6 protein-coding genes are annotated in these 13497 nt (G+C 60.3%); 2 read left to right on the top strand and 4 right to left on the bottom strand.

Annotated elements, in window-relative coordinates; translation table 11 throughout:
* Positions 1–49: 49 nt before the first annotated feature.
* The 4 genes from BLU25_RS12700 to aceE form a co-directional block, all read right to left on the bottom strand.
* The gene (locus BLU25_RS12700) at positions 50–2743 is read right to left on the bottom strand and encodes a sensor domain-containing phosphodiesterase (protein WP_083369666.1); all 2694 of its coding nucleotides are present in this window, start codon (positions 2741–2743) and stop codon (positions 50–52) included.
* A gap of 175 nt (positions 2744–2918) precedes the next feature.
* Positions 2919–4304, bottom strand: a complete 1386-nt coding sequence (locus tag BLU25_RS12695; protein ID WP_016783242.1) for an alkaline phosphatase D family protein — start codon at positions 4302–4304, stop codon at positions 2919–2921.
* 488 nt (positions 4305–4792) lie between these two features.
* Complete coding sequence (aceF, locus tag BLU25_RS12685) at positions 4793–6427, bottom strand: dihydrolipoyllysine-residue acetyltransferase (RefSeq protein ID WP_083369665.1); 1635 nt, start codon at positions 6425–6427, stop codon at positions 4793–4795.
* A gap of 11 nt (positions 6428–6438) precedes the next feature.
* Positions 6439–9081 (bottom strand): pyruvate dehydrogenase (acetyl-transferring), homodimeric type, encoded by a 2643-nt coding sequence (gene aceE, locus BLU25_RS12680; RefSeq protein WP_016783245.1) that lies wholly within the window; start codon positions 9079–9081, stop codon positions 6439–6441.
* A gap of 383 nt (positions 9082–9464) precedes the next feature.
* On the opposite strand from aceE, the gene glnE reads away from it, so the two are divergent.
* Together glnE and BLU25_RS12670 are read left to right on the top strand one after the other, a co-directional pair.
* A complete protein-coding gene (gene glnE / locus BLU25_RS12675; RefSeq protein ID WP_016783246.1) occupies positions 9465–12407 on the top strand; it encodes a bifunctional [glutamate--ammonia ligase]-adenylyl-L-tyrosine phosphorylase/[glutamate--ammonia-ligase] adenylyltransferase in 2943 nt (980 codons plus the stop codon).
* A 118-nt stretch (positions 12408–12525) separates the two neighbouring features.
* Positions 12526–13449, top strand: a complete 924-nt coding sequence (locus BLU25_RS12670) for a branched-chain amino acid transaminase (protein WP_016783247.1) — start codon at positions 12526–12528, stop codon at positions 13447–13449.
* The last annotated feature ends 48 nt before the right edge of the window (positions 13450–13497 follow it).

The raw sequence follows: 13497 nt of genomic DNA, 5'->3' as shown, positions 1-13497 counted from the left end.
CAGAGTGTAGGAAGTCAGGCCAATAGTGTGCCCGAGTGTTGCGGCGCTGTCAGGCCAAGGGGCCGCGCGGATAGCGTTTGAGCTTTTCGATCAGTTCGCTACCGGGAATCGGGCGGTCGAACAGATAGCCCTGGCCCACATCACAGCGATGGCGGCGTAAGAAGGCCAACTGTGCAGCGGTTTCAATACCCTCGGCAACCACTTTGAGCTTGAGGTTGTGCGCCATCGCGATCACCGCGGAGGTGATCTCCATGTCGTTCTGGTTGTCGGGGATGTCTTTGATAAAGCTGCGGTCGATCTTGATGATGTCGATCGGGAATTTTTTCAAGTAGCTGAGCGACGAGTAGCCGGTGCCAAAATCGTCCATGGCCAGGGTCAGGCCCAGTTTTTTCAGCTGGTCGAGTTGCAGGCGGGTGTCGTCGGTGGCCTCCAGCAGCAGGCCCTCGGTCAGTTCCAGCTCCAGCAGCGCCGCCGGCAGCTGTTCTTCCTTGAGGATGCTGGCAATCGAGGCAACCAGATCCGGGTCGGAGAACTGCTTGGGCGATACGTTGATCGCCACTTGCAGGTTGCCCAGCCCGGCGATGCTCAGTTGCCGGCTCATGCGGCAGGCCTGGCGGGCAACCCACTTGCCGATGGGGATAATCAGCCCGGTCTCTTCGGCCACGCTGATGAACTGGTCGGGGCGGATCATGCCGTTTTTCGGGTGGTTCCAGCGCAACAGCGCTTCCATGCCCAGCAGGCGCCCGGTTCGCAGGCACAGCTTGGGCTGGTAGAACACCTCCAGTTCGTTCTGGGTCAGGGCGCGACGCAGGTTGTTTTCGACAAACAGCTTGTAGCTGGCCTCGGCGTTCAAGGCTTCGGTAAACACCTGCACCTGATGCTTGCCGCAGGCCTTGGCCTTGTGCAGCGCCAGGCCCGCGTTGCGCATCAGGGTTTGCGGGTCGCGACCGTGCAAGGGCGCACAGGCCACGCCGACCGAGCCGGTGACGCTGATCAACTGGTTGTCGACGAACATCGGCTTGTCGAGGGTCATCAACAACTGGCTGGCAATTTGTTGCCCGGTGGCCAGGTCAGTGTCGTCGAGCAAGACCGCGAATTCGTTGCTGGCAAAACGCGCCAGGCCATCGCTGACGCTCAGGCTGTTGCGCAGGCGCCGGGCCAGGCTGATCAGCAGCTTGTCGCCGGTCTGGTGGCCGAGGCTGTCATTGATGCGCTTGAAGTTGTCGATATCCACCAGCAGCAGGCACACCGGGGTGTTGCTGTTGCGGGCGAAACGCTCGTCGAGATTGCGGATAAACGCCGGGCGATTGCCCAGATTGGTCAGGTTGTCAGTGTAGGCCAGGCGTTCGATACGCTGCTGCGCCAGCTTGGTTTCGGTGATGTCTTCGTAGATGCCGATGTAATGGGTCAGCTCGCGGTTATCGCCATACACCTTGGAGATCGACATCTGGCCCCAGTAGGGCTCCAGGTTTTTGCGCCGGCTCTTGAATTCACCTTGCCAGCTATTGCCTTTGCTCAGGCTTGAGTGGGCGTCGAACAGCAGGTCACTGAGGTTTTCCAGTGCCGGCAGTTCCGACAGCTTGTGGCCCCGGACTTCTTCGGTGGTGTACTGGGTGATGGCGGTAAAGCTGGGGTTGGCGTACTCGACCACACCGTCGCAGTTGACCAGCAAAAAGGCGTTGGCACTTTGCTCGACAGCGCGCTGGAACAGGTGCAGGGCATTGGTGGCAGCACGGCGGTTGTGGTTGTTGATGACCTGGGCAAACTGGTCGGCCAGTTCCCCGGCAAAGGCGATTTCATCCGCCTGCCAGGCGCGGGTCCTGCCCACTTGCTCAAGGCACAGGACGCCGACCACCTGGCCGTCGATGCGGATGCCGGCGTCGAGCATGGCATTGGCATCGTGTCGCCCCAGGCTGGCCACCAGCTCGCGGGTGCGTGGGTCGCGGCTGGCGTTCGTCGCATCGATCGAGCGGCTGGTGTGCAGGGCTTCGAGGTAGTCGGGGAACAGGCTGGCGTCGAAGGTATCCTGGGCAATATGCGCCTGGGCCTCGCGCTGGAAGGCTGAAACCGGCAGCAACTGGCTGCCTTCAAGGTTCCACAGGCTGGCACCATCGATTTGATAGATATCGCAGGCACTGCGGGTGATCAGCTCGGCGGCTTCTTGCAGCGAGTTGTGCTGGCTGTAGCGGTGGCGGGCCAGGCGCAGGATCAGATCCTGCTGGGCGCGCACGCGTTCCAGATGCTGGAGTTGATCGGCCTGGGTGCGCTGGTTGAGTGCAAGGGCGATCTGCAGGCGGCTGTTCTGTGTTTCCAGTTCAGCCACCGGGGCCGGTAGAGGGCTGGCAGCGCTGTCTTCAATGGCCAGCAGGTAGCCGCGCAAAAAATGCCGGTTGTGTTGCTTGTAGGCCTCGCCCAGTTCCATCAGGTTCAGTGGGCCCAGGGCGGTGTGCAGGGTGTAGTGCACGACGTAGTGATGGCGGGACCTGAGTTGCTGCTCGATGGCATCGTGCAGGCGATAGCGTGCCTGGGGCTCCATCAGGCTGGCGTAGGGCGAGCCGACCAGCGCACACAGATCCGCGGCGGGCATGCCAAATTGGCGCTCGCAATGGGGGTCGAGGTAGAGCATGGCCCAGCTGGCTTCATTAAGCCGTTCGAAACGCAGCATGCCGAGCCGGGAGGGCACGGGGAGCTGGGTGACGACCTCGGCTGCCAAACGCGGGGCAGCATCAGGTTGGCTTTTCATTGGGGCACTCGCTTCACAAATGCGGTTTGCGCACGGGCTGTCACCCTGTTTCTGTGGATGGCGGCAAGGTTGCATCATGCTCAACGTGCTGACAAGTGAACATAAAGGCTAAGTGCTATAAGGGCTTATCGGCCGGCCGGCGATTTTCTACAGGTCGATCGATAAGCTTTGGAGCTTATTTGAGTGCAATAGTTGCTGTCTCGATGATGCGGCCCTTTTTATTGTGAAATTCGACCTTCAACTGCTGGCCGGTGATGGTCAGGCAGGCGAAGTTGTCCTCGCTGACCACGCGGCTGTTGAGCGTGAGCGAGTAGGTGCCGGTGCCGACGGTCGTCAGGGGGGTGTTGACGAGCAGATCGCCAACATTGGCATACGGCAGCAGCCGGGTGTTGCACAGGGGCGAAGAGACCACGCTGTGAACGATAAAGTCGGGGCTCTTGTCGTGGGTCAGTTGGCAGCAGAGCGAGCCATGAATATCGCCGGACACAAACACCACGTTCTTGACGGCGTTGGAACGAATGGTCTCCAGGATCCGGTTGCGCTGTGTCGTGAATGCTTTCCAGCCGTCGCTGTCACGCCGTTGGTCAGGCATGAACATGACGCTGCTGACGATAAATTTGACCCTGGCCGTGCTGTTGACCAGCCATTTGAGCAATGCCTGCTCCTGCGCGACGCCAATCATGCGTTTGTCGCGCCCGGCCAGGATTCGCTCGGTGCGACAGTCCATGACAAACCAGTCGATATCGGCGTTGGCAAACATGTACCAGTAGCGGCTCAAGTTGCGATTGATGCGCCCGTCTGGCTGTAGCGCGTGAGCCGGGCCGTGGCTGCACTGGTAAGCCTCATAAGCGCGCATGGCGTTGTTATAGAGCGCCGTGTCGCCGTTGCTGCGATTGGCTGGCCAGTTATCTTCGATCTCGTGGTCGTCGAGGATCATGTACGTCGGCGTGCGGGCCATGAGTGAGCGGATATTGGGCTGGCTGAAGGCTGCACGGTATTTGCGGGTGATGGCCGGGTAGTCGCTGTCCGGGGCGATGATATTCAGGTCGTCGACATACACCTGGTCACCGGTCATGACCACGGCATCAAGGCCTTGCTGGCGGGCCAGGGCGTGGATGCTGGCGAAGATCTCATCACCCAGGTGCGCAGCCGAAGGGATGCCAGCCGTGAGCCTGAGGTAGCGGCAGGATCCTGTAACGTACCGGCGGGTGCGGTTGCGCGCGGTAGAGTCGGTCTTGAAGGTGTAAACCGTGGCTGGCCATTGCAGTGCAATTTGTTTGACTGTTTCAGGCGTATGCCCCGGGCTTGAGGTGGCGAACCAGCCTGCCTGGTATTCGTAGAGGGTATCGCTGCGCAGATTGTGCAGGACCAGCGTGTCGGACATGTCGAATTCAGGGCTCAGCCTGGAAAACACACCGGCTGACCATTGGCTGTCTCCAGCCTTGCGGTGCCGGATACCGGCGAATACGGCGTTGTTTTTATCGGAGTCGCCGCGCACGAAAATACGGGCGTGTTGTGCGGTGGTAAAACCTACTATCGGGCCAACTGTAGGTGAGATCACATCGAAATCCTTTCTGATGTTTGGGCGATGGCAATCGCGTGATTCAAGTCCTTTGGTTAACGGTAGAAGTGGTTGGGTGGTTGACCCATTCATGGATTCAGCGCTGGGTGTAGTGCTTGAAGGGCAGTGAGTGTCAGAAAAGCCCCTCACCCTAGCCCTCTCCCAAAGGGAGAGGGGACTGACCGCGCGCGACTTCAAGAGCACCGCCAATCAGGCCCTCTCCGAAAGGGAGAAGGGACTGAGCGCCTGCGATTTCAAAAACACCGCCAATCAGCCCCTCTCCCAAAGGGAGAGGGGATTGACCGCACGCGATTTCAAGAGCACCGCCAATCAGCTCCCTCTCCCTCCGGGAGAGGGTTGGGGTGAGGGGCTCTTCAAATCGCAGGCAAAAAAAAGCCCCGCCAAATGGCGGGGTTGAGGTACGAGCGTGGCGCTCGGAAAACAGTGCGCTACCCCCGGCCTTCGGTGAAGAAGGCCGGGCGTGTGGCTTACAACAGGATAGTGCGGATGTCGCCCAGCAACTGGCTCAGACGCTGGGTGAAGCGTGCAGCAGCCGCGCCGTTGATCACACGGTGATCGTAGGACAGCGACAAAGGCAGCATCAGTTTCGGCTGGAAGGCTTTGCCGTCCCAGACTGGCTGGATGGTGGCCTTGGAAACGCCGAGGATCGCCACTTCCGGTGCGTTGACGATCGGCGTGAAGCCGGTGCCGCCAATGTGCCCGAGGCTGGAAATGGTGAAGCACGCGCCTTGCATGTCGTCTGCGGTGAGCTTCTTGTCACGGGCCTTGGCAGCCAGTGCAGCCGCTTCAGCAGCCAGTTGCAGCAGGCTCTTCTGATCAACGTTCTTGATCACAGGCACCAGCAGGCCATCCGGGGTGTCAACGGCGAAGCCGATGTTGACGTATTTCTTGCGGATGATCGCTTTGCCGCTTGGCGCCAGCGAGCTGTTGAAGTCCGGCATTTCCTTGAGCAGGTGGGCGCAGGACTTGAGCAGCAGCGGCAGTACAGTCAGCTTCACGCCGGCTTTTTCTGCGACGGCTTTTTGCGCGACGCGGAAGGCTTCCAGCTCGGTGATGTCAGCCTGGTCGAACTGGGTCACGTGCGGGATGTTCAGCCAGCTGCGGTGCAGGCTCGACGCGCCGATTTGCATCAGGCGGGTCATGGCCACTTCTTCCACTTCACCGAAACGGCTGAAGTCGACTGCAGGAATTGGCGGAATGCCAGCACCACCGGTTGCGCCGGCGGCCGGTGCTTCCTTGGCTTTCTGCATCATGGCTTTGACGTGCGCCTGCACGTCTTCCTTGATGATACGGCCGTGCGGGCCGCTCGGGTTCACCGCGCTCAGCTCGACGCCGAACTCGCGGGCCAGTTGACGCACGGCAGGGCCGGCGTGAACCTTGCCACCCTTTGGCGCAGGCGCGGCGGCCGGGGCAGGTGCCTCGGCTTTGGCGGCTGGCGCAGGGGCAGCAGCAGGGGCTTCAGCTTTGGCCGGTGCTGGAGCAGCAGCGGCCTGAGCCGGGGCAGCAGGGGCAGCAGCGCCTTGAACCTTGAGCTTGAGGATAAAGTCGCCAGTGCCGACTTCGTCATCCAGCTTGACCGCAATGCTCTCAACCACACCGGCGGCTGGCGATGGAATTTCCATGCTGGCCTTGTCGGACTCCAGGGTGATCAAGGATTGATCAGCCTCAACGGTATCGCCGGCCTTGACCAGGATCTCGATGATTTTGGCTTTGCCCGACGAGCCGATATCCGGGACGTGAATGTCCTGGATGGTAGCTGCGGCAGGTGCAGCCGGGGCCGCTGGGGCCTCGGCAGCAGGGGCGGCAGCTGGCTTTTCAGCCGCAGCCGGGGCAGCCGCAGGGGCTGGTGCTTCAGGCGCCGCAGCGGCGCCCTCGGCTTCCAGTTCCAGCAGTTCGTCGCCTTCTTTCAGGCGGTCGCCCAGCTTGATCTTCAGGCTCTTGACGATACCGGCCTTGGGAGCAGGGATTTCCATGCTCGCCTTGTCCGATTCCAGGGTCAGGATGCTCTGGTCGGCTTCGATACGGTCGCCAACTTTTACAAACAGCTCGATGACTTCACCGTCGCCGCTGCCGATGTCAGGTACTCGAATGAGTTCGCTCACAAATATTCTCCTCAGCAGTCCAGTGGGTTGCGTTTTTCCGGGTTGATGCCGAACTTGACGATGGCTTCTGCCACCACTTTCGGTTCGATATCGCCACGGTCAGCCAATGCTTCCAGGGCTGCCAACACCACGAAGTGACGGTCTACTTCAAAGAAGTGACGCAGTTTTTTGCGGCTGTCGCTGCGGCCGAAACCGTCAGTGCCCAGCACTTTGAATTCCTTGACCGGTACCCACTGGCGAATCTGCTCGGCGAACAGCTTCATGTAGTCGGTAGAGGCAATAACCGGACCTTTACGGCCAGTCAGGCACTCTTCAACGTAGCTCAGCTGAGGCTTTTGGCCTGGGTGCAGACGGTTGTGACGCTCTACGGCCAGGCCGTCGCGACGCAGTTCGTTGAAGCTGGTAACGCTCCAGACGTCAGCACCGATGTTGAACTGTTCACGCAGGATGATCGCCGCTTCACGGACTTCACGCAGGATGGTGCCGGAGCCCATCAGCTGGACGTGGTGCGCCGCTTCCTTGGTGTCTTCCTCAAGCAGGTACATGCCCTTGACGATGCCTTCCTCGACACCGGCCGGCATGGCTGGCTGCTGGTAGGACTCGTTCATCACGGTGATGTAGTAGAAGACGTCCTGTTGCTCTTCGGTCATCTTCTTCATGCCGTCCTGGATGATCACCGCCAGCTCATAGCCGTAGGTTGGATCAAAGGTGCGGCAGTTCGGGATGGTGCCGGCCAGGATGTGGCTGTGACCGTCTTCGTGTTGCAGGCCTTCGCCGTTGAGCGTGGTACGCCCGGCGGTGCCGCCGATCAGGAAGCCACGGGTGCGGCTGTCGCCAGCGGCCCAGGCCAGGTCGCCAATACGCTGGAAGCCGAACATCGAGTAGAAGATGTAGAACGGCAGCATCGGCTGGTTGTGGTTGGAGTACGAAGTACCGGCGGCGATGAAGGAGCTCATGGCGCCTGCTTCGTTGATGCCTTCTTCGAGGATCTGACCTTTTTTGTCTTCGCGGTAGAACATCACCTGGTCTTTATCGACTGGCTCGTAGAGCTGGCCGACGGACGAGTAGATGCCCAGTTGGCGGAACATGCCTTCCATACCGAAGGTACGGGCTTCGTCCGGGATGATCGGAACGATGCGCGGGCCGATTTCCTTGTCCTTGACCAGCTGCGCCAGGATGCGCACGAAAGCCATGGTGGTGGAAATTTCACGGTCGCCGGAGCCGTCAAGGATGGCCTTGAGGGTTTCCAGTGGCGGGGTCGGGATGCTGATGCTCTGCGCGCGGCGCTGAGGCACGAAACCGCCCAGTGCAGCACGGCGCTCGCTCAGGTAGCGGGCTTCGGCGCTGCCTTCTTCAGGTTTGAAGAACGGCAGGTTTTCGATTTCGTCGTCCTTGACCGGGATGTCGAAACGATCGCGGAACAGCTTCAGGCTTTCAACATCAACCTTCTTGGTGTTGTGCGCGGTGTTTTTTGCTTCGCCGGCGCCGGTGCCATAACCCTTGATGGTCTTGGCCAGGATCACGGTTGGCTGGTCTTTGTGGTTGACCGCTTCGTGGTACGCCGCGTAGACCTTGTACGGGTCGTGGCCGCCACGGTTGAGCTTCCAGATCTCGTCGTCGGACAGGTCTGCAACCATCGCCTTGAGTTCCGGCGAGTTGAAGAAGTGTTCACGCACGAACGCGCCGTCTTTGGCTTTGTAGTTCTGGTACTCGCCGTCGATGACTTCGTCCATGCGACGTTGCAGGATGCCGTCGACGTCCTTGGCCAGCAGCGGGTCCCAGAAGCGGCCCCAGATGACTTTGGTCACGTTCCACTGAGCACCGCGGAATACGCCTTCGAGTTCCTGGATGATCTTGCCGTTGCCGCGAACCGGGCCGTCGAGGCGCTGCAGGTTGCAGTTGATGACGAAGATCAGGTTGTCGAGGTTTTCACGACCGGCCAGGGAGATTGCGCCCAGGGATTCCGGTTCGTCGCACTCGCCGTCGCCCAGGAAGCACCAGACTTTCTGGCCAGCAGGGATATAGCCGCGGGCTTCCAGGTACTTCATGAAGCGCGCCTGGTAGATCGCCTGGATCGGGCCAAGGCCCATCGATACGGTCGGGAACTGCCAGAAATCAGGCATCAGCCAAGGGTGCGGGTAGGACGACAGGCCCTGACCGTCCACTTCCTGGCGGAAGTTGTTCATTTGTTCTTCGCTGATGCGGCCTTCCATGAACGCACGGGCGTAAACGCCTGGCGAGGTGTGACCCTGGAAGTAGATCAGGTCGCCGCCGTGTGCGTCGGTCGGGGCCTGGAAGAAGTAGTTGAAGCCGATGTCATACAGGGTTGCGCTGGAAGCGAAGCTGGAAATGTGACCGCCCAGGTCCGAATCTTTCAAGTTGGTGCGCATCACCATGGCCATCGCGTTCCAGCGAACCAGCGAGCGAATGCGGCGTTCCATGAACAGGTCGCCAGGCATGCGTGCTTCGTGGGTTACGGGAATCGTGTTGCGGTAAGGCGTGGTAATGGCATACGGCAGCTGCGAACCGGTGCGGGTAGCGAGCTCACCCATACGGGTCATCAGGTAGTGAGCGCGGTCTTCGCCTTCTTTGTCGAGAACCGATTCCAGGGCGTCCAGCCATTCCTGGGTTTCGACGGGATCGAGGTCTTGCATGGCTTGCTCCAGGGCGGATAGGCTTCCAGAATCGGTTGCCTGAGTTTGCGACTGGCCTTGTGGGCAGACGACATAAATTCTTGGATGGCCGGAGGTTGATTCCAGCGGCGTGTAGTTTTACTACAAATCGTCGGCCATTTCAGCCTTTCGAGTGCATGAGCCAGTAGTAAAACTACAGGATTGGTCCTGATGGCCACCTGTTTCGTTGTGCGAAAAATCGATATTGTTGGTGCGTTTATCAGTTTTCAGCCCTGAATATGCGGGCTGGATGCTAAACAAAGTGATCTTCGAGCTATTTATAACCTTTGTTCGACAGTCGGATTAAACCGCTGTTTCTTCCTGTCACCGTACTCGGCAACACCATCGCCGATCAAGGATAGACCATGAGCCTTCCGTCGCTTGCTCCAATTCCTGCCCTTTTACAGCCCCTGGCCAGCCGTGCCGAGCAGTCGTGGCGCGCAGCAGTCGCCGGGCTTGAGGGCGGGCAGGGGCTCGACGCCTGGTCACCCGAGCGCTGGTCGGCATTCAACCGGGTCAGTGCGGCGAGCGACTTCTTTATAGAACAATCTTTGCGTGACCCTTTGATGTTGCTCGAACTGGCGCACTCCGGCGAGCTGGACCGCAGCTTCGGCCCCGGTGAACTGTGTGGGCAGATTGCTGCTGCCGCCCAGGCAGCCAGCAGCGATGATGAGTTGGGCCGGGCGCTGCGCCGCCAGCGTACTCGCCAGCAAATCCGGATTATCTGGCGTGACCTCAACCGCCAGGCAGACTTGATCGAAACCTGCCGCGACCTGTCGGACATGGCCGATGCCAGCATCGACCAGGCCTATCGCTGGTTGTATCAACGGCATTGCCAGCAGTTTGGCACCCCCGTCGGCAACCGCAGTGGGGAGCCACAGGAGATGGTGATCCTGGGCATGGGCAAGCTCGGTGCCGTGGAGTTGAACCTGTCTTCGGACATCGACCTGATCTTTGCCTACCCTGAGGGTGGTGAAACCGCAGGGGCCAAGCGCCCGCTGGACAATCAGGAGTTCTTTATCCGCCTGGGCCAGCGCCTGATCAAGGCACTGGACCCGATGACCGTCGACGGTTTTGTATTTCGCGTCGACATGCGCCTGCGTCCTTATGGCTCGTCCGGTGCGCTGGTGCTCAGCTTCAATGCGCTGGAGCAGTACTACCAGGATCAGGGGCGCGACTGGGAACGCTACGCGATGATCAAGGCCCGGGTCGTGGCCGGTGATCAGGTCATGGGCGCACAGCTGCTCAGCCTGTTGCGTCCGTTTGTGTATCGCCGCTACCTCGATTTCTCGGCGATTGAGGCGCTGCGCACCATGAAGCAGCTGATCCAGCAGGAAGTGCGACGCAAAGGCATGGCCGACAACATCAAGCTGGGGGCGGGCGGCATCCGTGAAGTGGAGTTTATCGCCCAGGCTTTCCAGCTGATCCACGGCGGCCGAGACCTCAGCCTGCAACAACGACCGCTGCTCAAAGTCCTGACCATTCTGGAAGGCCAGGGTTATTTGCCTGCAGAGGTGGTCAGCGAGCTGCGCGAAGGTTATGAGTTCCTGCGGTACACCGAGCATGCGATTCAGGCCATTGCCGACCGCCAGACTCAAATGCTGCCCGACAATCAGCAGGATCAGGCTCGCATCGCCTTTATGATGGGTTTTGACAGCTGGGCGGCATTCCATGAGCAATTGATGGCATGGCGTGGGCGTATCGACTGGCACTTCCGTCAGGTCATTGCCGACCCGGATGAAGAAGAGGTCATCGACGAAGGCGAGCTGATTGTCGGTGGGGAGTGGTTGCCGCTGTGGGAAGAAGTTCAGGACGATGCCGCCGCTTGTGTCCAGCTTGAAGAAGCCGGGTTTGTCGATGCGCCCAAAGCCCTCAAGCAACTGGCTGCCCTGCGTTCCAGTCCGCAGCTGCGCTCCATGCAGCGCTTGGGCCGCGAGCGTCTGGATGCTTTCATCCCGAGATTGCTGGCCCAGGCCGTTGAGCACGCCAACCCCGATCTGGTGCTGGAGCGGGTGTTGCCGCTGGTCGAGGCGGTAGCCCGGCGTTCTGCTTATTTAGTGTTGCTGACCGAAAACCCCGACGCTCTGCGCCGCTTGCTGACGCTGTGCGCGGCCAGCCCGTGGATCGCCGAGCAGATTACCCGTTTCCCGTTGCTGCTCGATGAGCTGCTCAATGAACGCCGCCTGTTCAAGCCACCGCTGGCCCCTGAGCTGGCCGCCGAGTTGTGCGAACGCTTGACGCGCATTCCCGAGGACGACCTTGAGCAACAAATGGAAGCCCTGCGCAACTTCAAGCTGGCCCACCGTTTGCGGGTCGCGGCATCGGAAATCTCCGGCAGCCTGCCTTTAATGAAGGTCAGCGATTACCTGACGTGGTTGGCCGAAGCCATTCTGGAACAAGTATTGGCCCTGGCCTGGCGCCAGACCGTGGCCAAGTACGGCACCCCGCAGCGTACCGACGGCAGCCTGTGCGACCCCGGCTTTATTATTGTCGGCTACGGCAAGGTGGGCGGTATCGAGCTGGGGCATGGCTCGGATCTGGACCTGGTGTTTATCCACGATGGCGACCCGAATGCCGAAACCGACGGCGCCAAGCCCATCGACGGCGCGCAGTTTTTCACCCGCCTGGGCCAGCGGATCATCCATTTACTGACGGCGCAAACCAACTCCGGGCAGCTGTATGACGTTGATATGCGCCTGCGCCCGTCAGGCGCTTCGGGGTTGCTGGTCAGTTCGCTCGGTGCCTTTGAGCGCTATCAGGAAAACGAAGCCTGGACCTGGGAGCATCAGGCACTGGTGCGTGCTCGCGTGCTGGTGGGCTGCAAGCAGGTGGGGGCGGCGTTTGAGCAGGTGCGTGCCAGTGTGTTGGGCCGCGAGCGGGATTTGCCGACCTTGCGCCAGGAGGTCAGCGAGATGCGCGCCAAGATGCGCGACAACCTGGGCACGCGGATAACCGCCGCAGGTACTGCCGAAAATGCCTATGAGGCCACTGTGCCATTCGACCTTAAGCAGGACGCCGGAGGTATCGTCGATATTGAATTTATGGTGCAATACGCGGCCCTGGCGTGGTCCAGGGAACACCCGGCGTTACTGCGCTACACCGACAATATCCGCATTCTGGAAGGGCTGGAACAGGTCGGGCTGATGCCCGCCACCGATGCCAGCCTGTTGCGCGAGGCGTACAAGGCCTTTCGCGCCGTCGCCCACCGCCAAGCCTTGCAAAAGGAGGCCGGGGTGGTCACGGGGGATCAATTTGTCGTCGAGCGTCAACACGTGCGACGCATCTGGTCCGAGCTAGGATTGAGCTAGGTTGCTGGCTCACACACAGAGTTAAAGCTGTAAGAACGTATCCGGCGGGTCCATAAGCCCCGTCCAATTTGCCTGACGCCTTGTGGTGCGGGTGCTGGATTCTTTGAGGAGCGTAATGATGTCGATGGCTGATCGTGATGGTGTGATCTGGTATGACGGCAAGCTGGTGCCGTGGCGCGATGCCACGACCCATGTGCTGACCCATACATTGCACTACGGCATGGGCGTGTTTGAAGGTGTGCGCGCTTACGAAACCCCGCAGGGCGCGGCGATTTTCCGCTTGCAGGCGCACACTGACCGCCTGTTCGATTCGGCCCACATCATGGGCATGAAGATCCCGTTCAGCAAAGACGAAATCAACGAAGCGACCCGCATTGCGGTGCGTGAAAACAACCTCGACAGCGCTTACATCCGCCCGATGGTGTTCTACGGCTCCGAAGCGATGGGGCTGCGTGCTACCGGCCTGAAAGTCCATGTGATCATCGCGCCGTGGAGCTGGGGTGCCTATATGGGCGCCGAAGCCCTGGAAGTCGGGATCAAGGTGCGTACCAGCTCCTTTACCCGCCATCATGTGAACATCTCCATGACCCGGGCCAAGGCCAACGGTCATTACATCAACTCGATGCTGGCCCTGCAGGAAGCGATTTCCGGCGGTGCCGACGAAGCGCTGTTGCTCGATCCCGAAGGTTTTGTGGCTGAAGGCTCGGGCGAAAACGTATTCCTGGTCAAGGATGGCGTGATCTACACCCCGGACGTGACGGCCTGCCTGAACGGCATTACCCGCAGCACGATCCTGACCCTGGCCACTGAGCTGGGGTACAAGTTTGTTGAAAAACGCATCACCCGCGACGAGGTGTATATCGCCGACGAAGCGTTCTTTACCGGCACTGCCGCTGAAGTGACGCCGATTCGCGAAGTCGACGGGCGTCAAATCGGGATCGGCCGCCGTGGCCCGATCACCGAACAACTGCAAAAGGCTTACTTTGACCTGGTGACCGGCAAGACTACGGACCATCCAGAGTGGCGTACACTGGTCAAGTAATGTCGGCATAGCATCACAGCAGGGAGGCGAATGCCTCCCTTGCTTGTT

The sequence above is a fragment of the Pseudomonas fragi genome, assembly GCF_900105835.1.
Taxonomy (GTDB): domain Bacteria; phylum Pseudomonadota; class Gammaproteobacteria; order Pseudomonadales; family Pseudomonadaceae; genus Aquipseudomonas; species Aquipseudomonas fragi.
This window is presented reverse-complemented; position numbering and strand designations above follow the sequence as displayed.

Excerpts from the sequence above, each read along its gene's own strand:
- BLU25_RS12700 (WP_083369666.1), bottom strand. The coding sequence starts at position 2,743 with ATGAAAAGCCAACCTGATGCTGCCCCGCGTTTGGCAGCCGAGGTCGTC.
- glnE (WP_016783246.1), top strand. The coding sequence starts at position 9,465 with ATGAGCCTTCCGTCGCTTGCTCCAATTCCTGCCCTTTTACAGCCCCTG.
- aceE (WP_016783245.1), bottom strand. The coding sequence starts at position 9,081 with ATGCAAGACCTCGATCCCGTCGAAACCCAGGAATGGCTGGACGCCCTG.
- BLU25_RS12670 (WP_016783247.1), top strand. The coding sequence starts at position 12,526 with ATGTCGATGGCTGATCGTGATGGTGTGATCTGGTATGACGGCAAGCTG.